We start from the raw sequence: 19,803 nt of genomic DNA on the forward strand, positions 1-19,803 counted from the left end.
CGACGTCACTGAGCGTGTCGCGCTACTCCGGCGATTCTCACCTGGGTTAATTCGTTGATTCATCGCTGTTAATCAGCCCGTAGTTCTGGCCGGCCGCGGCGGCGGTCCGCAACCTCGGCGGGCGCCCTAGCCTTCCGCCCTCTCGGCGTGGTCGGTCGGATCCGGTGGGGATTTGCAGCAATGCTGCAACCACAGCGCGGCGACCAACAGCGCCAGCGCGCTGACGGCCGCCACCACCGTTCCGGTGGTGTCCTCCGCGGCGACCCGCAGCCACGATCGCCGCGGCAGGAAAAACACCAGGATCCCGATCCACCAACCCAGCACCAGGGCCCCCACCCAGGCCGACGCCTTCGCGACCATCACGCTGCGGGCCACCGAAAGCGGGTGCAACCAGCCGGGTCCGTCACCGATCTGCCCGTCGTTGACCTTGGCTCGCACGTAACGCGCCCACAGCGCCTCGGCGATGGCGACGACGAGCAGCGACAGCCCGGTCCACACGGTGATCGGCGGAAACCACCGAAACAGCACTTTGATCAGCAGATACCCCAGAAAGGCAGCCCCGACCACCGCGGCCGTCAGGTCACGTTTTCTGGTCGGACCCATCAGCTCTTCGATTCTCGATCGGCCGGGCACGAGTGTTCGAGCGTGCTCCTCGACAACTGGACGGCCTGTCGATCGGCGGGGTCGAGCTCGGCCAGCAGCTCGGCGACAGGACGGAGCCCGCCGGCGACGGTGAGCACGGCATCCGGGTCGACGGCCAGCCAGGGCACCAGCACGAAGGCCCGCAGATGGGCCAGCGGATGCGGCAGGGTCAGGTTGTTTTCGCGACTGAGCACTTCACCGTCGGCCGTGTGACACGCGATCAGGTCCACGTCCAGGGTGCGCGGGCCCCAACGCTCGCCGCGAATCCGGCCCGCGGCCTGTTCGAACTCCTGCGCCCGGCGCAGCCAGCCCGGCCCGTCGAGGGCCGGGTCGTCGGCGATGAGCACCGCGTTGAGGAACGGCCCCTGTTCCACCCGCCCCCACGGGGCGGTCTCGTACACCGGAGAGACGGCCCGCAGCGCGTCGCCGAGGCCGTCCACAACCGACTGCAGCCGCGCCAGCCGATCGCCGAGGTTGGAGCCGATGGACAGTACGACGCGCGTCATCACACGCCACCCGCGGGAATTACCGAACCACGCCCGGCGCGCCGCGACCGCCGTATCACCACCGCCACGTCGGCGAACCGCTGATCGATCGGGGCGTGCGGCTTGTGCACCGTGACCTCGACGGCGTGCACGCGTTCGTCGTCCATCACGACGTCGGCAATCTCGCCACCCACCGTCTCGATCAGGTTGCGCGCAGGGCCGGCGACGATCGCGGCGGCCCGCTCGGCCAGGGCGACGTAGTCGTAGGTGTCGGCCAAGTCGTCGCTGGCCGCGGCGTCGACCAGGTCGATCCAGGCCACGATGTCGACGACGAACTCCTGTCCACTTGCCCGTTCGAATTCGTAGACTCCGTGCTGGCCATGAACTGCCAAGCCGCGCAACTCGATTCGGTCAGCCATCGTTCTCAGTCCGCTCCGTGTGGGTCCACGCACCCACGACCTTGAGGGCGTCGACCGAGGCCCGTACGTCGTGCACTCGCACACCCCAGGCCCCGTAGAGGGCGGCCAGCGCGGAAATCACCGCGGTCGCCGTTTCGCGCCCATCGGGCGGTCGCGGCGACCCATCCGATCCGGCCAACAGCGTACCGAGGAACCGTTTCCGCGAGGCACCCAGGAGTACCGGCACTCCGGTGGCCACGAACTCGGGCAAGGCATGCAGCAACGCCCAATTGTGTTGCCCCGTCTTAGCGAATCCGAGCCCCGGGTCGATGACCAGCTTCGCCGGATCGACGCCGGCGGCCACCGCGTCCTCGACGCTGGCCAGCAATTCCGAACGCACCTCGGCCACCACGTCGCGATAGTGCGGAGCCTCGTGCGGACGGTCGGATGAGACCGAGCGCCAGTGCATCAACACCCACCGCACTCCGGCTTCGGCCACCAGCGGCGCCATCGCGGGATCGGCGCGTCCACCGGAGACGTCGTTGACGATCCGCGCGCCGTTCTGCACCGCCGCGCGCGCGACCTCCGCATGCATGGTGTCGATACTGACGGTAATGCCTTGCGCCGCAAGCTCTTTGACGACCGGCACGACGCGTGAGCTCTCGATGCGGGGATCGATCCGGGTGGCTCCGGGCCGGGTCGACTCTCCGCCGACGTCGACGATGGCCGCGCCTTCGGCCGCCAATGCCAGGCCGTGCGCGACGGCGTTGTCGACGCAGAGGTAGCGCCCGCCGTCGGAGAAGGAGTCGTCAGTGACGTTCACCACCCCGACTACCTGCACAGGCGGCGAACTCACTTACGCAGGATGAGGTCGAGCGCTTCGGCTCGTGAGGCGGCATCGGTCTTGAATTGGCCGCGCACCGCCGAAGTGGTGGTGATGGCGCCGGGCTTGCGCACACCGCGCATCGCCATGCACAGATGCTCGGCCTCCACCACGACGATCACCCCGCGCGGGCCGAGCCGGTTCACCAGGGCGTCGGCGATCTGGCTGGTGAGCCGCTCTTGGACCTGCGGCCGCTTGGCGTAAAGGTCCACCAGCCGCGCGATTTTCGACAACCCGGTCACCCTGCCGTCCTGACCGGGGATGTAGCCGACGTGGGCGACCCCGTGGAAGGAGACCAGGTGATGCTCACACGTGGAGTACAGCGGGATTTCCTTGACGATCACCAACTCGTCGTGCTCTTCGTCGAACATGGTGTTGAGCACATCGGAGGGGTCGGTGTAGAGCCCGGAGAAGATCTCCCGGTATGCGCGAGCCACCCGGGCCGGAGTGTCCCGCAACCCATCTCGATCGGGATCTTCGCCGATCGCGTACAACAGTTCGCGGACTGCCGCCTCCGCGCGTGCCTGGTCGAACGCCCGTACACGATCCAGCGCGGCGCGGGTATCCGGCAGCACCATCGAATTCTCCGTTCGTCAGCCTCGGGCCGGCGGATTGGGCCGGCTCACGTCCTCATCCGGTTGGTCAGGAGATTTTGCCGGATCCGGGCTGGGCTGCGCCGGCGGAGGGTACGGGGGATAGGGCGGATAGGACGGCTGACCCTGGCCCTGGCCACGGCTCGGCTGGCCCGGATAACTCGGGGCCGGTTGGGGCCAATAGTGCTGCGGCGGAGGCGGATACCAGTGACCCTGGGGTTGCTGCTGCTGCGGTGGCGGCGGCCATCCGGGCGCATACCAGCCGGCCGGCGCACCGTAATCCGGCTGGGTGGGACGGTGCGGCGAACCCTCGCGATCGCCGGTGCCCTGACCTCCGTGCGAACCGTTGGGGCCGTGGGCTCTTCTGTCGGCCTCCGCGCGTGCGGCCTCGGCGGCCTGACTGGCGGCCGCTATCGCGGCTTTGAAAGCCGGCTCGGGAACCGGTTGCGGCCACGGCTCGCCGCGCTCGATCGCCAGCTCGCCGGGCGTCTTGATCGGCGGCTTGTCCGACGGGATGCGGCCGCCGAAATCGTCGAACACCGTGAGCCGGGGCCGCTTTTCGACGTCGGCGAAGATCTTCTCCAGCTCGGGCCGGTGCAGCGTTTCTTTCTCCAGCAGCTCGCCGGCCAACGTGTCGAGCACATCGCGGTATTCGGTCAGGATTTCCCAGGCCTCGGTGTGCGCGGCCTCGATGAGCTTGCGGATTTCATCGTCGATGTCGCGGGCGACCTCGTGGGAGTAATCCGCCTGGTTGCCCATGGTCCGGCCCAGGAACGGGTCGCCGTGCTCGGAGCCGTATTTGACAGCGCCGAGCTTGGAGCTCATGCCGAATTCGGTGACCATCGCGCGCGCGGTCTTGGTGGCCTGCTCGATGTCGGACACCGCGCCGGTCGTCGGCTCGCGAAAGACCAGTTCCTCGGCGGCCCGCCCACCCATCGCGAACACCAGCTGCGCGATCATCTCCGAGCGGGTGCGCAGACCCTTGTCCTCCTCGGGCACCGCGACGGCGTGCCCGCCGGTGCGCCCACGCGCCAGGATCGTCACCTTGTAGACGGGGTCGATGTCGGGCATCGCCCAGGCGGCCAGGGTGTGTCCGCCCTCGTGGTAGGCGGTGATCTTCTTCTCGTGCTCACTGATGATCCGGCCCTTGCGGCGCGGTCCGCCGATCACCCGGTCGACCGCCTCCTCGAGGGCGGGCCCGGTGATGACGGTGCCGTTTTCCCGGGCGGTCAGCAGCGCGGCCTCGTTGATGACGTTGGCCAAGTCCGCGCCGGTCATGCCGACGGTCCGCTTGGCCAGCCCTTCGAGGTCGGCGTCGGGAGCGACCGGCTTGCCCTTGGAGTGCACGGCCAGGACCGCACGCCGGCCCGCGAGGTCGGGATTGGACACCGGGATCTGCCGGTCGAAACGGCCGGGGCGCAGCAGCGCGGGGTCGAGGATGTCGGGCCGGTTGGTCGCGGCGATCAGGATGACGCCGGCGCGCTCGCCGAAGCCGTCCATCTCGACCAGCAACTGGTTGAGCGTCTGCTCACGCTCGTCGTGGCCACCACCCAGGCCGGCACCGCGCTGGCGGCCCACCGCGTCGATCTCGTCGACGAAGATGATGCACGGGCTGTTCTGCTTGGCCTGCTCGAACAGGTCGCGCACCCGGGAGGCGCCGACACCGACGAACATCTCGACGAAATCGGAGCCCGAGATGGTGAAGAACGGCACCCCGGCCTCACCGGCCACGGCGCGGGCCAGCAACGTCTTGCCGGTTCCCGGCGGCCCGTAGAGCAGCACGCCCTTGGGGATCTTGGCGCCCAGCGCCTGATAGCGCGCCGGGTTCTGCAGAAAGTCCTTGATCTCGTAGAGCTCCTCGACCGCCTCGTCGACGCCGGCAACGTCGGCGAAGGTGGTCTTCGGCATGTCCTTGGAGAGCTGCTTGGCACGCGATTTGCCGAAGCCGAAGCCCATCCGGGCGCCGCCCTGCATGCGCGAGAACATCACGAACAGCCCGACCAGCAGCAGCAGCGGCAGCACGTAAACCAGCAGCTCGCCGAGAATGCTGCCCTCGTTGACGACGGTGCTGACCTTGGCGTTCTTCGCGTTCAGCGCGTTGAACAGGTCCACGGCGTAGCCGTTGGGGTACTTGGTGATGACTTTGTCGGAGTTGTCGGTGTCGTTGTTGCCCTTCTTCAGGGTCAACCGCAGTTGTTGCTCACGGTCGTCGATCTGCGCGCTCTTGACGTTGTCGCCACTGATCTGCGACATCGCCACCGAGGTGTCGACAGGCTTGTATCCGCGGGTGTCATCGCTGAAGTAGAAGAACGACCAGCCGAGCAGCACCACTACAGCGACCGCCGTGACTGTGCGAATCACGTTTTTCCGGTTCATCAATCATCGGCCGTTTCGGCCAGGTCCTTCCCCGATACACGCAGCTGGAAAAGTTCAGGTTACCTCTGTGGCGATTGCCAGCTCCGGTTAACCGCAGTGCAGCAGATCGCCACCATCGTCTGCAGCGGCGATTGCCAGCTCCGGTTAACCGCAGTGCAGCAGATCGCCACCATCGTCTACAGCGGCGATTGCCAGCTCCGGTTAACCGCAGTGCAGCGTTGCCGCCACCCGGTCCATTCAACGTCTATTCAACGAGCGACGGTTCCCGATAGGAACGAGAGCGCCGCAAATTGAGCTCGGGGACGCCTCGCATTAGGAGAAGCCACACTGGCATGACACCGCTGGTGCGCTCGGTTAAGCGATCAGTCGTAATAGCGGGCTTCGATCACGTTGCCGTCCGGATCGGAGAAGTAGTAAATGTGCGGCGCCCATCCCCGGGCTCCATAGCTGCGGTCGAGGCGGGCGCTGGTGTCCACTCCGGCGGCCTGCAGCCGCCGATCCAGGGCCTCGTATTCGGGCCGCGACATCGCCAGGCAGACGTGGTTGACCGGGTGGCCGGCGCTGCCCGCGACCTTGGTCAGCACGTCGGTCGCGTCAATGCCGGCCGCCGGCATCAGGTCGATGATCGAGTCCTCGCACACCCGCACGCTCGGAAACGGCGCTTCTCCGGCGGCGAACTCGTCGAACCGCACCGGCGTCAGCCCGATCACGTCCGTATAGAAGTCCATCGATGCCCGAACATTCTTCGTCCACAACACGATGTGGTCCAGCCGCCTCACGCCTCTAAGGGAACCAGAACCCGCCGCGATATGAACGGCCTTCAATCCCGCTGAATACTTCTCAGGCCAGAGGGGTTGTGATTTGGTGTGTTGGTGCCCACATCAACCGAACGGTTAGTAGAGACCAACGGGGTGCAACTGCGAGTCGTCGAAGCCGGCGACCGCGGTGCGCCGGTGGTGGTCTTGGCTCACGGCTTCCCTGAATTGGCCTACTCCTGGCGACACCAGATTCCGGTGCTCGCCGAGGCCGGCTATCACGTGCTGGCACCCGACCAGCGCGGGTACGGCGGCTCTTCTCGGCCCGATGCGATCGAGGCCTACAACATCCGCGAGCTGACGACCGACATCGTCGGCCTGCTCGACGACGTCGGTGCCGAGCGCGCCGTCTGGGTCGGCCACGACTGGGGCGCCCCCGTGGTGTGGCACGCACCGCTGCTGCATCCCGCCCGGGTCGCCGCCGTCGCCGCGCTGAGCGTGCCGGCTACGCCACGGTCGCACGTGGCGCCGACACAGGCCTGGCGCAAGACATTTGGCGAGAACTTCTTCTACATCCTGTATTTCCAGGAGCCAGGCGTCGCCGACGCCGAACTCAACAGCGATCCCGCCCGCGCGATTCGCCGGCTGATGGGCGGCCTGCGGACAGACGGCGACAAGGCCGCAGGACTGCGGATGGTGGCACCGGGCCCGGAGGGCTTCATCGATCGCCTTCCCGAGCCCGATGCGCTGCCGGATTGGATCAGCCAGGACGAACTCGATCACTACATCGCCGAATTCTCCCGCACCGGATTCACCGGCGGCCTGAACTGGTATCGCAATTTCGACCGCAACTGGGAGCTCACCGCCGACCTCGCCGACGCGAAGATCTCGGTGCCGTGCCTGTTCATCGGCGGCACAGCCGATCCCGTGCTCGCCTTCACCCGTGCCGACCGCGCCGCCGAGATCGTCTCGGGGCCCTACCAACAGCTGATGATCGAGGGTGCCGGCCACTGGCTGCAACAGGAGCGGCCCGACGAGGTCAACACCGCATTGCTGGAATTTCTCAATGGATTGGAGCTGCGGTGAACGCACCGCTTCGTTTCGGCGTCTTCATCACACCGTTTCACCCGATCGGCCAATCACCCACGGTCGCACTGGAATACGACATGGAACGGGTCGTTGCCCTGGACCGCCTGGGATTCGACGAGGCCTGGTTCGGCGAACACCACTCGGGTGGCTACGAGTTGATCGCCTGCCCAGAGGTGTTCATCGCGGCCGCCGCGGAGCGGACCAAGCACATCCGGCTGGGCACCGGTGTCGTCTCACTGCCCTACCACCATCCGCTGATGGTGGCCGACCGCTGGGTGCTGCTGGATCACTTGACCCGCGGCCGGGTGATGTTCGGCACCGGCCCCGGGGCGCTGCCGTCGGATGCCTACATGATGGGCATCGATCCGGTCGATCAGCGACACATGATGCAGGAGTCGCTCGAGGCGATCCTGGCGCTGTTCCGCGCCGGACCTACCGAGCGCATCGACCGTCACACCGACTGGTTCACGTTGCGCGACGCACAGCTGCACATCCGCCCGTACACCTGGCCTCATCCCGAAATATCCACGGCAGCAATGATTTCGCCGTCCGGACCACGCCTGGCCGGCGCGCTGGGCACCTCGCTGTTGTCGCTGTCGATGTCGGTGCCCGGCGGTTTCGCCGCGCTGGAAACCACCTGGGACGTGGTACGCGAGCAAGCCGCCAAAGTCGGTCGGGACGAACCTAATCGGGCCGACTGGCGGGTGCTGTCCATTATGCACATCGCCGACACCCGCGAACAGGCGATCAACGACTGTACTTATGGGCTGCAGGATTTCGCGAACTACTTCGGCGCCGCGGGGTTCGTACCACTCGCCAACACCGTTGAGGGTACGCAGACCCCTTACGAGTTCGTCGAAGACTATGCGGCCAAAGGGAATTGCTGTATCGGCACACCCGACGAAGCGATCGCACACATCGAGGACCTGCTGGAGCGGTCGGGCGGCTTCGGGACGCTGCTGATGCTCGGTCATGACTGGGCCTCGCCCGAAGCGACCTACCACTCCTATGACCTGATGGCCCGCAAGGTGATTCCGCACTTCAAGGGACAGCTGGCGGCGTCGCGGGCCTCGCACGACTGGGCCAAAGATCATCGCGACCAATTGATCGGCCGCGCCGGCGAGGCCGTCGTGAAAGCCATCACCGAGCACGTCGGTGAGCACGAAGGCGCGGCGAACTGATGCGCGCCTCGGTGCTGCGCGACGGCCGGATGGTCTATCGAGACGACGTTGCGGACCCGGTACCCGAATCCGGTCAGGTGCTGGTGGCCATCAAGGCCTGCGGAATCTGCGGCTCCGACCTGCATTTCGCCAAGCACGGCGAACGGGTGATGGAGATGACCGAACGGGTCGCGCGCGGCGCGGGCGCCATGAACGTCGACCTGAGGCGCGACATCTTCATGGGCCACGAATTCAGCGCCGAGGTGCTCGAAGCCGGACCCGACACTGACACCCAGCCGGCCGGTTCCCTCGTCACGTCGATTCCGGTGTTGTTGTCCGCCAAGGGCGTAGAACCCATCGTCTACAGCAACCACACCATCGGCGGCTATGCCGAACGGATGCTGCTCTCCGCTGCGCTGCTGCTACCGATCCCCAATGGCCTGGACCCCAAGCATGCCGCCCTGACCGAACCGATGGCGGTCGGGCTACACGCCGTCAACAAGTCGAACATCGAGCCGGGCGAGACCGCTCTGGTGCTGGGCTGCGGCCCGATCGGCATCGCGATCATCGCATCCCTGCGGGCACGCGGCGTGGAAAATATTGTGGCGTCCGACTTTTCACCCAAACGCAGAGAGCTTGCCGCCACGATGGGCGCACATCAGACGCCGGATGCCGCGCAAGGTTCGCCATTCGACACGGTCAAGCCCGCCGTAGTGTTCGAGGCGATTGGTATACCGGGAATCATCGACGACGTGCTCTTGCGGGCGCGGGCGGGCACCCGGCTGGTCGTCGCCGGAGTGTGCATGGAGGCCGACACCTTCCATCCTTTCTTCGCGATTGCCAAAGAGATCAACGTGCAATTCTGTTTGGCCTACGGCCCCGAGGAATTCGCCGAGTCGCTGCGCTCGCTGGCCGAGGGCGAGATCGACGTCAGCCCGTTGATCACCGGCGAGGTGGATCTGGACGGGGTTGGCGCGGCCTTCGACGACCTCGCCGACCCCGAGCGGCACTGCAAGATTCTCGTCACGCCGTAGGCGCTCGGGCGACGCGCCGGACCCGGCAGACTTGTCGGATGTTCCGGATATTATCGAATGTATGTTCGATAGCACTCTGGATCCGGCCGCGTTGATCGAGGTCGTCGAATCCACGCATCGGCAGGAGTCGACGCTGGTTGCGCGCCGGCTCGCAGCCGTCGCGGCCTTACTGCGGCACCGACTCGCCGCGACCGAGCGCACCGACGCTCACCACGGATACGCGGTGATCGACGGATTCGAGCAGACCTCGGCCGAGGTGGCCGCCGCTATGAACCTGTCTCCTTTGGCGGCCAGTTACCTGGTATCGGATGCCGATGCCCTGCACACCAGACTGCCTCAGATCGCGGCCCTCCTTGCTGAAGGGCAAACCGATTGGCGCACTGTGCAATTGATCATCAGACGCACCGATCTGGTCACCGACGCTGAGCTGGCCGCCCGGCTCGACCAGTCACTGGCTGCCCGCATCGGCAACTGGCACAGCTGGTCGAGGCAGCGCATCGTCAACACCGTCGATGCCACGGTTCGCGCCATCGATCCGGATGCCGCCCGTGAGCGCCGTGCCGCCGCCGAAGACGAACGGCACATCGGCATCAATCCCCTCGGCAACGGGATGTCCGAGGTCTACGGCACGGTCGCAGCCGCGGCCGCGGCAACCTTTGATCGCCGACTCGGCGAACTTGCCAAGCAGGTGTGTCCGGCGGACCCTCGGACGTTCGATCAACGCCGCGCTGATGCGCTCGCCGCGCTGGCCCAGGGCCACCGCCTCCGGTGCGCTTGCGGGCAATCGGGTTGCACCGCCGGAGCACCCGACGAAGCCGTCGAATGCGATCGAGGCAGCGCACGGGTGGTGATCAACGTTGTCGCCAGCGAGCAAACCGTCCTGGCCAACGGCGCGCAGCCCGGCTACCTGGAAGGGTATGGACTCCTCGACGCGGAGCAGATTCGTGAGTTGGCGACGGCGGCCCACCTGCTCGTCGCTGATCCGCTGACCAGCGCGCACGAGGCGCTGCGTTATCAACCGCCGGCGGCGCTCGAACGGGCGATCCGCTGCCGGGATCTCACCTGCCGCTTTCCCGGATGTAGTCGGCCCGCCAGTATTTGCGATATCGACCACACCGTCCCGTTCAACCACGAGAACCCGGCGACCGGCGGACTGACCACGGCGGTTAACCTCAAATGCCTTTGCCGCCAACATCATCGACTCAAGACTTTCGGTGCCTGGCACGATGCTCAACTGACCGACGGGACCGTCGTCTGGACATCGCCCACCGGGCGCATTTACAAAACCAGCCCGGCCGGCGGCGACCTTTTTCCACAGCCGCGCGGGCCCGCGTGTGTCGCACCCGTGCCCCGCAAACGCAACGCGTCCAAGCGACGAAGTTTACGAATCGCCCAGGCGCGCGGTCACAATCGGACGCAGCGTTTGGCCAACACCGCGCGGCGAGAACTTGCGCAGGCCAGAAAGCAGGAGATCGCGGCTCGACAGTTTCGAAATCACGCGCGCAACATGCTGTTTGCCTTCAAGGGCGCGGCGAGTACCAGCCCCTTCTGCACGTGGATCAATGATCCCCGAGAGCCAGAAGAATTGCCCGCGGACTGGGCTCCTGACGTTCCGATCTTCCCGCCCCTGCCGGACGACCCGCCCTTCTAAAAGCTTGGGTGCAGGGCCTCCGCATCACCTGCTCGTCAGGGCAGCAGTCGCAAAACAGCTAGGGTGCCAGGCATGGCGATCGAACACCGCGCTGCAAGTATCGTCCGCTACTCGATTGCCGCGGCCACTGCCGCCCTGGCCATCGCCACGGTGTCGGCGTGTGATGCCCACAATGCGACACCCGCACCGGGAGCGAATCCTCGTCAGGTCACCGTGGTGGGATCCGGACAAGTGCAGGGCGTCCCGGACACGTTGACCGCCGACGTCGGCATCGAATTCAGCGCACCCGACGTCACCTCGGCGATGAACCAGACCAACGATCGCCAGCAAGCCGTCATCAACGCGCTCGTCGGTGCCGGTCTCGACCGCAAGGACATCAGCACCACCCAGGTGACGCTGCAGCCGCAATACGGCGGTCCCGAGTCCACGATCACCGGCTACCGCGCCACCAACGCCATCCAAGTCAAGATCCACCCGACCGATGCCGCGTCACGAATGCTGGCGCTGATCGTCAGCACCGGCGGCGACGCCACCCGGATCAGTTCGGTCAGCTATTCGATCGCCGACGACTCGCAGCTGGTCAAGGATGCCCGGGCGCGCGCCTTCAACGACGCCAAGAACCGTGCCGACCAGTACGCCCAGCTGTCCGGGCTGCGGCTGGGCAAGGTGCTGTCCATCTCGGAGTCGACCGGGGGTGCACCGGTGGCCGGGGCCCCATCGGCACCGCCCAAAGCCATGGCCACCCCGGTGCCGCTGGAGCCGGGTCAGCAGACGGTGAGCTTCTCGGTGACCGCGGCGTGGGAGCTGGATTAGCTCTCGCCTGATGGCGGCGACCCGCTTGCGATCGCCGCTAGCTACTGCTCGTAGACCCGGGGGTCCAGGGTTCCGATGTAGGACAGGTCGCGGTAGCGCTCGTCGTAGTCCAGGCCGTAGCCGACCACGAAGTCGTTGGGGATGTCGAAGCCGACGTAGGCGATCTCGGCGTTGGCCCGGACCGCGTCGGGCTTGCGCAGCAGCGTGCACACCCGCAGCGAGCGGGGGTGACGGGTCTTGAGGTTGCGCAGCAACCAGGACAGGGTCAGACCGGAGTCGACGACGTCCTCGACGATCAGCACGTCGCGATCGTTGATATCGCGGTCCAGGTCCTTGAGGATGCGCACCACGCCCGACGACGACGTCGAGGACCCGTAGGAGCTGACGGCCATGAATTCGAATTGCGTGGGCACCGGGATCGCGCGAGCCAGGTCGGTGACAAAGATCACCGCGCCCTTGAGGACGGTGATCAGCAGCAGGTCCTCCCCGGTCTGGGTGACCGACTCGCGGTAGTCGGTGCCGATCTGGCCGCCGAGCTCGCCGATGCGGGCCTGGATCTGCTCGGTCGTGAGCAGCACAGACTTGATATCCCCCGGGTACAGGTCCACGGGCTGCTCGGGGGTTATCGCCGAGGAGGTCTGGGCCACGCCCACAGCGTGCCATGTCAGCGGCCGAACAACCAACGGCGACGACAATTTGCGGCCATTTACACAGGCTCACGCCGCAACGCGAGCATGCCGTCGCGACGTCCCGCGATCAATCGCTCGCCGCGCAAATCCGAGCCGACCGCCACCCCGCCCTGCCCGCGCCACGCGGTAACCAGCGCGTCCACCCCGCGGATCTGCTTGTCGGTCAGCCCGGTAGCCCCGCCGGCCAGCAGCCAGCCCCGGATCACCCGGCGCCGCACCGGGTCGGCCAACGTCGCCAGCGCCTCGGCCCGCAGGCCGTGGTCCGCCTGTACGCCGGGCAGCGCCTGAGCCGCCAGCGTGTCGATGAACTCGGTGTCCTCCCGCAACGCCGTCGCGGTGCGGGCCAGCGCCTCGGCCACCCCGCCGCCGAGCACGTCCTCGAGCAGCGGCATCACCTCGTGTCGCAGCCGGGACCGGGTGAAGCGGCGGTCGCTGTTGTGCGGGTCCTGCCACGCGGTCAGGCCCAGCTCGCGGCATGCGGCATGCGTGGTGGCCCGCCGGACCGCCAGCAGCGGCCGGCACCAGGGCGGATCGTGCGGTCGCATCCCGGCGATCGAGCGCGCTCCGGAGCCACGGCCCAGCCCGAGCAACACCGTCTCGGCCTGATCGTCGAGGGTATGCGCCAGCAGCACCGGCCCGAGCTGGTAAGCGCTCAACGCGGCGTAGCGTGCCGCGCGCGCCGCGGCCTCGGGGCCCCCGTCATTGCCCACCTGTACGCAAATAACTTGTGCGTCAACGCATCCCAACGCGATGGCTTGGTTGCGCGCGGTTTCGGCGACGGCGGCCGACTCGGGCTGCAAACCGTGGTCGACAATCAGCGCCGTGGTGGGCCGCAGCTGGGCCGCGACCGCCGTGAGCGCCAGCGAATCCGGCCCGCCCGACAGCGCCACACCCCATTGGTCCGCGGTGGCCAGATAGGTCTTCGCGAACGCCTCGACAGCCGCGTACAGCTGCCCTACAGGACCCTGTCGATCCATCGCTGGGGGTCTTCGATCTCGGCGGGCAGCGGCAGCGTTTCGGGGCCGGACCACACGGTGTTGAACCGCTCCATCCCGACCCGGCCCACCACGTGGTCGACGAAGGCCTTACCGCGGGTGTACTGGTTGAGCTTGGCGTCCAAGCCCAGCAGGGCGCGCATCAGGCGTTGCAGCGGCGGCGGCTTGCGATGACGGCGATCGTCGAATCGGCCGCGGATGGTCGCCACCGACGGCACCGCCTTGGGGCCGACCGCATCCATCACGTGGTCAGCGTGGCCCTCCAGCAAGGTGCCCAGCACCAGCAGTTGATCGAGCGCCTGGCGCTGGGGCTCGGACTGAACGGCGCGCACCAGGCCGACGATCCCCGACGCGGAAGCGTCGGGCGCGCCGAGACCGCGGTTGCGTACGTACTCGGCCAGCCGGCCCGCCACCTGTCCGAAGTCGTCACCCGCGTCGCGGGTCAACAACGCCAGCGCGTCCGACATGTAGTGCGGCAGCCAGCGGTTGGCGGTGAACTGCACCCGGTGCGTGACTTCGTGCAGGCACACCCACAACCGGAAATCGGCCGGGTCGACCCGCAGCTGGCGCTCCACGGCGATCACGTTGGGATACACCAGCAGCAGGCAACCCTCTTTGTCGGCAAAGAACGGGTCGTACTGGCCGAGAATCCCCGACGCGACAAACGCCAGCACAGCACCGGTCTGCGCACCGGTGAGCCGGCCGGTGAGAAACCCACGCGGCTGGTCGGTTCCGTTCGTCATCACCCGCATCGAGTCCGCCGCGGCGCGAACCCAGTCGCCGCGGTCGACGATGCGGGCCGCCGGCACCTCGCCTTCGGTGGCCAGGCCCGTCACGTCGCGCACGAGTGGTTCGGCTTTCGTCGCCGAACTCGCCAGCTCGTCGATCGCCTGACGGCGGGTGTAGTCGCTGGCGGGCGGACCGGGCCGGGCCAGCCGGGCGCCGACCGTCGCCGCGAACCGCCAGTCGACGGCGGTACCAAGAGTCAGGTCGGGTTGGGCGGTCATGTGCACCCGCAGGTCCACAGCCGGGTGGCCAGGGCGTCCATCGCATTGCGTCCGTTGGGCCCGGCGGCGTTGGAGATGAACGCGAAGGTCAGCACCCGCCCGCTGCGGTCGGTGACGACTCCGACCAGCGAGTTGATCGCGGTCAACGAGCCGGTCTTGGCGCGCAACCAGCCGGCCGGCCCCAGATTCGTGGCCTGGTCAAGAAAGCGGTCGGCCAGTGTCCCGCTGCCGCCGGCGATGGGCAGCAGATCCAGCAGCGCCCGCAGCGACGGCTGGTCCGGCCCCGCCGCGGCCTGCACGGTTCCGTCGAGGGTCTTGGCGGTCAGCCGATCGTCGACCGACAGCCCGCTGGAGTCCACCAGCATGGCGCCGGTGGTGTCGACGTGCGCGGTGTTCAATCGGTTGGTCACCGCGTCGACCGCGCCGGCGAAGCTGCGCGGCCGGTTGATCGCCGCGGCCACCTCGCGGGCGATACATTCGGCCAGCACGTTGTCGGAGTGATCCATCATCTCGCCGAGCCGCTGGACCAGCGGCGCCGATTGCACGACCGCCAGCTGGCGCGCCCCGGACGGGGCCGACGCGATCGTCACCGCGGCGGGATCCAGGCCCAGGGCCTTGGCCAGCTCACGCCCGGCGTCCAGCGCCGGGGTCTTGGACCGCCGGGAGTTGACGGTGCTGGGCTGAATGCGTCCGGCGTCGATCATCACCGACTCGATCGGGGCGATGTCGCCGTTGTCGATGTCGGCGGGATCCCAGCCCTGCGCCATCGTCGGGCCGGTGAACGCCGAGATGTCCACCTGCACGGTCGTCGGCGTCATGCCGCTGCGATGAATCTGCTCCACCAGGTCGCTGATGCGTGGCGCGCCGCGGTACCAGGTCGGCACGTCGCGCGGTGCCGCCGACAGCGTCGGATCACCGGCACCCACCAGCACGATCGGCCCCTGGGCGTTCGGACTGCCGGCCACCACCCGGGTGCTGATGCGGGCCTGACGATCCAGCGTCAGCAACGCCGCCGCCGCCGACAGGACCTTGTTGGTCGACGCCGGCACCAGGGGCACGTCGGCGGCGACCTGCCAAAGCTCCTTGCCGGTGAGGGCATCGGTGATCCGGCCGCCAAGCCGGCCGAGGTTGGGGTCGGCGGCCACCGGGGCCAGCACGGCCGCCAGCGCACCGGCCGAGGGCGTCTCGGCGGTGTCGGCGACGGGCACCATGCCCGGCTTCACGACCGGTGCCCGCGGCGGCGGTACCGCAACGTGTGCGCCGCCGCCGCCATGCCCACCCGAGGTGAAGAAGGTTGCCGCGGCCACCACGGCGGCGACGAACGCCAGCACGGCCAATCCAATGAACACCTGGGTGGATTTCCGCCAGCGAGTACGACCCATCACTCTCCTGACTGTTTGGTCCTATTCTGCCGAATCTGCCGCGACACGCTCGACTAGGGTGATCCGCGACGAACCGATCTACCCGGGTCCACCCAGACTTACTTCTCTTCAAAGGAGCGTCAGACAGTGCAATTCGACGTGGTCATCGAGATCCCGAAAGGCCAGCGGAACAAGTACGAGGTCGATCACGAGACGGGGCGGGTCAAGCTGGACCGCTACCTGTACACGTCGATGGTCTACCCGACCGACTACGGCTTCATCGAGAACACCCTGGGCGAGGACGGCGACCCGCTGGACGTGCTGCTGTTGCTTCCCGAGTCGGTGTTCCCCGGCGTGCTGGTCGAGGCGCGGCCGGTGGGGATGTTCAAGATGGTCGACGAGGCCGGCGGTGACGACAAGGTGCTGTGTGTTCCGGCCGGCGACCACCGCTGGGATCACATCCAGGACATCGGCGACGTTGCGTCCTACCAGCTGGACGTGATCAAGCACTTCTTCTCGCAGTACAAGGCTTTGGAGCCGGGCAAGTACGTCAAGGCGGCGGACTGGGTCGGTCGCGCCGAAGCCGAGGCAGAGGTCGAGCGCTCCTTCGCCCGGTTCAAAGAAGGCGGGCACTAACGCTGCAGGCGTAATTGCGCCCACCCCGCGCACCGAATCTCGGTGGCATCCTGGCGAGGTGACCCCGGTACTGCATTTCGCCGCGAACTTCTGGTGGCTGATCTTCCCGTTCGCAGGTGCGATCGGAACCGGCGTGCGGGCGGTGGCCGCCGCCAACGAGCGCCGGGCGCAGCGGCGGCTGGAACGGTACCGGCTCAAACAGCAGGCCAAGATCGCTGTCGCCCAGGCGTCCGGTCGGGCCCGCGGCGACGAGGAGAACGCCCGCCGGGATCTCACGAAACTGCTTGCCGCACATGACCGTACGGACGCGCGGTGGCTGGAGTACGAGGTCGACATCGCCAAGCTGCTGGATTTCCCGCTGATGACGAACATGCGCGATCCGCTGACCATCGCGTTCCACAAGGCCAAGCGGCGTGCGGACCTGCTGCGGCCGGAGCGGCCTGAGGACTTCGCCGGCGACCGGTCGGCGTACCTGGACTACCGCGACGGCGTCCACGAGTACATCAGCGCATTCGAGATCGCCGAGGCCGAGGCAATTCGCCGCCGCCGCAGCGATTTCTCCGAAGACGAACAACAGCGGCTGGCCCGCGCCCAGAACCTGCTACATCTGGCGCAGGACGAGGGGGCCACGCGCGAGGAACGCCAGATTGCCTACGCGCGAGCCGGCAAGGAACTCGACGGGCTCATCGTGCTGCCGGCGCCCGCGCGGGCCAGCATCGAACGCCGCATCGCCGGACAGATCGAGGCGTGACTCAGGCGGCGTCGCGCCTGATGCGCAGCACGCTCCATCCGAACGCCGCCCCGATGAAGATCACGCCGACGGAGGCGGTGGCGACCTCGGGGATTTCATAGCGCGGCTCGATCGACAGCAGCATGATCACCGACAGCGCGCCGATCGCCCAGTGCGCGCCGTGTTCCAGGTACACGTAGCGGTCCAGCGTCTGCTGCTGAACCAGGTAGACCGTGATCGACCGGACGAACATCGAGCCGATCAACCCCAGGCCCAGGGCGATGACGATGGGGTCCGATGTGATGGCAAAGGCACCGGTGACGCCGTCGAACGAGAAGGCGGCGTCGAGCACCTCGAGGTAAAGAAACAACATCAGGCCGGCCTTGCCCACTGCCACGGCCGGCGCGGATGCCTCGGCGCTGTCGACGTCGGGCGGCCGGAACGCCGTGCTCAACCCGTTGACGATCAGATACGTCACCAGGCCCAGCAGCCCGGCCGTCAGCACCGTCGCGCACTCGTCGCCGGAATGGGTCAACTGCGTGCCGACCAGCACCAACACGATGACGGTGGCTACCACCGAAACCTCGGCGAGACGGCCTATCCGGGCGAAGGGGACTTCAATCCACTTGAGCCACTTGATATCTCGGTCGTACACGACGAAATCCAGGAACAGCATCAACAGAAATATTCCGCCGAAAGCCGCGATCTGCGGGTGGGCCGACAGCACCAGCTTCTCGTAGCCGGGCGAGCCGTCCGGGAATTCCAGTGTGCCGTGCGGGGGCGGATTGAGCGCCAGGTGCATCGCGCGAACCGGGTCGAGGCCCGCGGTCGCCCACACGATGAGCAGCGGGAACACCAGCCGCATACCGAACACGGCGACCAGAATCCCGATCGTGAGAAACATCTGTCGCCAGAACGGGCTCATCCGCTTGAGCACCGTGGCGTTGATGATCGCGTTGTCGAAGGACAGCGACACCTCGAGGACGCCCAGGGCCACCAGAAGAAACAGGGCGTTGAGCCCGCCGTGGGCATATCCGAGCGCCAGGGCCGCCAACGTGACCAACAGCGAGATCCCGAAGATGCGAGCGGCGGCCATGGGTCCTTCCTAGACAGCCGCTCACATTAAGGCGAAGGTGGTCGCCACCGCCAGCCATGGCGACGGCGCACTTACTATTTTCCAATGCCGAAAGCGCCGCGCCGATGACCGAAGTCGGCGGTGCGGCGTCCCCACTGGGCGCTGCCGGGTCAACGGGAGCATCCCCGGGACCGGTGGCACGTAGCAGCATGGCCCGGGTCGGTGCCGCGACCGCACTGACCGCGGTGTGCGGCTACGCGGTGATCTATCTGGCGGCTCGTGACCTGGCGCCGAGCGGCTTCTCGGTGTTCGGGGTGTTCTGGGGGGCGTTCGGTCTGGTCACCGGCGCCGCCTTCGGGCTGCTGCAAGAAACCACCCGCGAGGTCCGCGCCACCCGCTACGTCGAGGCATTGCCGGGGCCCGAATTCCGCAACCACCCGCTGCGCGTCGCGGCGATGGTCGGTGTCGCGGCGGCCGTCCTGATCGCGGGCAGTTCGCCGCTGTGGGGTGGACGGGTGTTCGCCGAGCAGCGCTGGTTGTCGGTGGCGCTGTTGTCCGTCGGTCTGGCCGGGTTTTGCCTGCACGCCACCCTGCTCGGCATGCTGGCCGGCACCGATCAATGGACCCAGTACGGCGCACTGATGGTGACCGACGCGGTCATGCGCGTGGCGATCGCGGTGGCCACGGTGGTGCTCGGCTGGGGTTTGACCGGCTTCCTGTGGGCGACGGTGGCCGGCGCGGTGGCCTGGCTGGTAGTCCTGGCGACCTCGCCCACCGCCCGCGCGGCGGCCCGGCTCCTGACACCCGGCAACACCGCGACGTTCCTGCGCGGCACCGCGCACTCGATCACCGCCGCCGGCGCCAGCGCGATCCTGGTGATGGGATTCCCGGTGCTGCTCAAGCTGACGTCGAATCACCTTGGGGCACAAGGCGGTGTGATCATCCTGGCCGTCACGTTGACCCGCGCGCCGCTGCTGGTGCCGTTGACGGCCATGCAGGGCAACCTGATCGCGCACTTCGTGGACGCGCGTAGCGACCGGCTGCGGGCGCTGCTCGCACCGGCGGCGATCATCGCCGGCATCGGCGCCGTCGGGGTGCTGGCGGCCGGCCTGGTGGGGCCATGGCTGCTGCGCGCCGCCTTCGGTGCCTCCTACGACGCCAGCAGCGCGCTGTTGGCGTGGCTGACCGGTGCGGCGTTGTCGATCGCGATGCTGACGCTGACCGGCGCCGCGGCCGTGGCCGCCGCGTTGCATCGCGCCTACGCGCTGGGGTGGGTCGGGGCCACGGCGGCCTCGGGCCTGCTGCTACTGCTGCCGCTGCCGCTGGGGACCCGGACCGTGGTCGCGCTGCTGTGCGGTCCGCTGGTGGGAATCGGCGTACACCTGGTGGCCCTGGCGCGCGCCGGACGCCTAACCGGCTGATCCTGGCTAC

General features: G+C 67.6%; 20 protein-coding genes. 8 read left to right on the plus strand and 12 right to left on the minus strand.

Going from position 1 to position 19,803, the window contains the following annotated elements; translation table 11 throughout:
- Nucleotides 1-126: 126 nt before the first annotated feature.
- From MJO58_RS25380 to MJO58_RS25410, 7 genes are all read right to left on the minus strand, one after another.
- Nucleotides 127-603 carry a DUF3180 domain-containing protein gene (locus tag MJO58_RS25380; RefSeq protein WP_090607382.1) on the minus strand — a complete coding sequence of 159 codons (477 nt, stop codon included), beginning with the start codon at nucleotides 601-603 and terminating at the stop codon, nucleotides 127-129.
- Nucleotides 603-1,148 carry a 2-amino-4-hydroxy-6-hydroxymethyldihydropteridine diphosphokinase gene (gene folK, locus MJO58_RS25385; RefSeq protein ID WP_090607385.1) on the minus strand — a complete coding sequence of 182 codons (546 nt, stop codon included), beginning with the start codon at nucleotides 1,146-1,148 and terminating at the stop codon, nucleotides 603-605. Before folK ends, MJO58_RS25380 begins: the two co-directional genes overlap by 1 nt.
- Nucleotides 1,148-1,546 (minus strand): dihydroneopterin aldolase, encoded by a 399-nt coding sequence (folB, locus tag MJO58_RS25390; protein ID WP_090607388.1) that lies wholly within the window; start codon nucleotides 1,544-1,546, stop codon nucleotides 1,148-1,150. The genes folK and folB overlap by 1 nt, the downstream gene beginning before the upstream one ends.
- A complete protein-coding gene (gene folP / locus MJO58_RS25395; RefSeq protein WP_090607392.1) occupies nucleotides 1,539-2,381 on the minus strand; it encodes a dihydropteroate synthase in 843 nt (280 codons plus the stop codon). Before folP ends, folB begins: the two co-directional genes overlap by 8 nt.
- A complete protein-coding gene (gene folE, locus MJO58_RS25400; RefSeq protein ID WP_090607394.1) occupies nucleotides 2,378-2,986 on the minus strand; it encodes a GTP cyclohydrolase I FolE in 609 nt (202 codons plus the stop codon). The genes folP and folE overlap by 4 nt, the downstream gene beginning before the upstream one ends.
- 15 nt (nucleotides 2,987-3,001) lie before the next feature.
- The gene (gene ftsH, locus MJO58_RS25405; RefSeq protein WP_239721363.1) at nucleotides 3,002-5,377 is read right to left on the minus strand and encodes an ATP-dependent zinc metalloprotease FtsH; all 2,376 of its coding nucleotides are present in this window, start codon (nucleotides 5,375-5,377) and stop codon (nucleotides 3,002-3,004) included.
- Between the two features lie 362 nt (nucleotides 5,378-5,739).
- The gene (locus tag MJO58_RS25410) at nucleotides 5,740-6,156 is read right to left on the minus strand and encodes a VOC family protein (RefSeq protein WP_090607400.1); all 417 of its coding nucleotides are present in this window, start codon (nucleotides 6,154-6,156) and stop codon (nucleotides 5,740-5,742) included.
- Nucleotides 6,157-6,249: 93 nt separating this feature from the next.
- Between MJO58_RS25410 and MJO58_RS25415 the strand changes: the two genes are divergently transcribed.
- From MJO58_RS25415 to MJO58_RS25435, 5 genes are all read left to right on the plus strand, one after another.
- The gene (locus MJO58_RS25415; protein ID WP_239721364.1) at nucleotides 6,250-7,218 is read left to right on the plus strand and encodes an alpha/beta fold hydrolase; all 969 of its coding nucleotides are present in this window, start codon (nucleotides 6,250-6,252) and stop codon (nucleotides 7,216-7,218) included.
- Nucleotides 7,215-8,402 (plus strand): LLM class flavin-dependent oxidoreductase, encoded by a 1,188-nt coding sequence (locus MJO58_RS25420; protein ID WP_239721365.1) that lies wholly within the window; start codon nucleotides 7,215-7,217, stop codon nucleotides 8,400-8,402. The genes MJO58_RS25415 and MJO58_RS25420 overlap by 4 nt, the downstream gene beginning before the upstream one ends.
- Complete coding sequence (locus tag MJO58_RS25425) at nucleotides 8,402-9,415, plus strand: zinc-binding dehydrogenase (protein WP_239721366.1); 1,014 nt, start codon at nucleotides 8,402-8,404, stop codon at nucleotides 9,413-9,415. Before MJO58_RS25420 ends, MJO58_RS25425 begins: the two co-directional genes overlap by 1 nt.
- A 61-nt stretch (nucleotides 9,416-9,476) precedes the next feature.
- The gene (locus tag MJO58_RS25430; protein ID WP_239721367.1) at nucleotides 9,477-11,066 is read left to right on the plus strand and encodes an HNH endonuclease signature motif containing protein; all 1,590 of its coding nucleotides are present in this window, start codon (nucleotides 9,477-9,479) and stop codon (nucleotides 11,064-11,066) included.
- Nucleotides 11,067-11,138: 72 nt separating this feature from the next.
- Nucleotides 11,139-11,879, plus strand: coding sequence for an SIMPL domain-containing protein (locus MJO58_RS25435; RefSeq protein WP_239721368.1), 741 nt, complete (start codon nucleotides 11,139-11,141; stop codon nucleotides 11,877-11,879).
- Nucleotides 11,880-11,920: 41 nt separating this feature from the next.
- Here the strand turns inward: MJO58_RS25435 and hpt are convergent, their stop codons facing one another.
- The 4 genes from hpt to dacB are packed head-to-tail and all read right to left on the minus strand — an operon-like array spanning nucleotide 11,921 to nucleotide 15,952.
- Nucleotides 11,921-12,574 carry a hypoxanthine phosphoribosyltransferase gene (gene hpt, locus MJO58_RS25440; protein ID WP_090607410.1) on the minus strand — a complete coding sequence of 218 codons (654 nt, stop codon included), beginning with the start codon at nucleotides 12,572-12,574 and terminating at the stop codon, nucleotides 11,921-11,923.
- A gap of 11 nt (nucleotides 12,575-12,585) precedes the next feature.
- Nucleotides 12,586-13,545, minus strand: coding sequence for a tRNA lysidine(34) synthetase TilS (tilS, locus tag MJO58_RS25445; protein WP_239721369.1), 960 nt, complete (start codon nucleotides 13,543-13,545; stop codon nucleotides 12,586-12,588).
- Nucleotides 13,524-14,570 (minus strand): zinc-dependent metalloprotease, encoded by a 1,047-nt coding sequence (locus MJO58_RS25450; protein ID WP_090609639.1) that lies wholly within the window; start codon nucleotides 14,568-14,570, stop codon nucleotides 13,524-13,526. Before MJO58_RS25450 ends, tilS begins: the two co-directional genes overlap by 22 nt.
- Entirely contained in the window at nucleotides 14,567-15,952 is a 1,386-nt protein-coding gene (gene dacB / locus MJO58_RS25455) for a D-alanyl-D-alanine carboxypeptidase/D-alanyl-D-alanine endopeptidase (protein WP_090607415.1), read from the minus strand. Before dacB ends, MJO58_RS25450 begins: the two co-directional genes overlap by 4 nt.
- 126 nt (nucleotides 15,953-16,078) lie before the next feature.
- On the opposite strand from dacB, the gene MJO58_RS25460 reads away from it, so the two are divergent.
- Both MJO58_RS25460 and MJO58_RS25465 read left to right on the plus strand, forming a co-directional pair.
- Nucleotides 16,079-16,567 (plus strand): inorganic diphosphatase, encoded by a 489-nt coding sequence (locus tag MJO58_RS25460; RefSeq protein ID WP_090607417.1) that lies wholly within the window; start codon nucleotides 16,079-16,081, stop codon nucleotides 16,565-16,567.
- Nucleotides 16,568-16,625: 58 nt separating this feature from the next.
- The gene (locus MJO58_RS25465; RefSeq protein WP_090607420.1) at nucleotides 16,626-17,318 is read left to right on the plus strand and encodes a hypothetical protein; all 693 of its coding nucleotides are present in this window, start codon (nucleotides 16,626-16,628) and stop codon (nucleotides 17,316-17,318) included.
- Between the two features lies 1 nt (nucleotide 17,319).
- Here MJO58_RS25465 and MJO58_RS25470 read toward each other — a convergent pair whose 3' ends face one another.
- A complete protein-coding gene (locus MJO58_RS25470; RefSeq protein WP_239721370.1) occupies nucleotides 17,320-18,393 on the minus strand; it encodes a DUF475 domain-containing protein in 1,074 nt (357 codons plus the stop codon).
- Nucleotides 18,394-18,449: 56 nt separating this feature from the next.
- On the opposite strand from MJO58_RS25470, the gene MJO58_RS25475 reads away from it, so the two are divergent.
- On the plus strand, nucleotides 18,450-19,793 hold the full coding sequence (locus MJO58_RS25475; RefSeq protein WP_239721371.1) for a hypothetical protein: 1,344 nt from the start codon (nucleotides 18,450-18,452) through the stop codon (nucleotides 19,791-19,793).
- The last annotated feature ends 10 nt before the right edge of the window (nucleotides 19,794-19,803 follow it).

Origin of the sequence: Mycobacterium lentiflavum (genome assembly GCF_022374895.2) — a bacterium.
In the GTDB taxonomy this organism is placed as follows: Bacteria; Actinomycetota; Actinomycetes; order Mycobacteriales; family Mycobacteriaceae; genus Mycobacterium; species Mycobacterium lentiflavum.

Bases quoted from the DNA above. Each gene is read 5' to 3' on its own strand.
- MJO58_RS25470 (WP_239721370.1), bottom strand. From the start codon at position 18,393: ATGGCCGCCGCTCGCATCTTCGGGATCTCGCTGTTGGTCACGTTGGCG.
- folB (WP_090607388.1), bottom strand. From the start codon at position 1,546: ATGGCTGACCGAATCGAGTTGCGCGGCTTGGCAGTTCATGGCCAGCAC.
- dacB (WP_090607415.1), bottom strand. From the start codon at position 15,952: ATGGGTCGTACTCGCTGGCGGAAATCCACCCAGGTGTTCATTGGATTG.
- MJO58_RS25380 (WP_090607382.1), bottom strand. From the start codon at position 603: ATGGGTCCGACCAGAAAACGTGACCTGACGGCCGCGGTGGTCGGGGCT.
- MJO58_RS25435 (WP_239721368.1), top strand. From the start codon at position 11,139: ATGGCGATCGAACACCGCGCTGCAAGTATCGTCCGCTACTCGATTGCC.
- MJO58_RS25450 (WP_090609639.1), bottom strand. From the start codon at position 14,570: ATGACCGCCCAACCCGACCTGACTCTTGGTACCGCCGTCGACTGGCGG.
- MJO58_RS25425 (WP_239721366.1), top strand. From the start codon at position 8,402: ATGCGCGCCTCGGTGCTGCGCGACGGCCGGATGGTCTATCGAGACGAC.
- MJO58_RS25430 (WP_239721367.1), top strand. From the start codon at position 9,477: ATGTTCGATAGCACTCTGGATCCGGCCGCGTTGATCGAGGTCGTCGAA.
- folK (WP_090607385.1), bottom strand. From the start codon at position 1,148: ATGACGCGCGTCGTACTGTCCATCGGCTCCAACCTCGGCGATCGGCTG.
- folE (WP_090607394.1), bottom strand. From the start codon at position 2,986: ATGGTGCTGCCGGATACCCGCGCCGCGCTGGATCGTGTACGGGCGTTC.
- ftsH (WP_239721363.1), bottom strand. From the start codon at position 5,377: ATGAACCGGAAAAACGTGATTCGCACAGTCACGGCGGTCGCTGTAGTG.
- MJO58_RS25475 (WP_239721371.1), top strand. From the start codon at position 18,450: ATGGCGACGGCGCACTTACTATTTTCCAATGCCGAAAGCGCCGCGCCG.
- tilS (WP_239721369.1), bottom strand. From the start codon at position 13,545: ATGGATCGACAGGGTCCTGTAGGGCAGCTGTACGCGGCTGTCGAGGCG.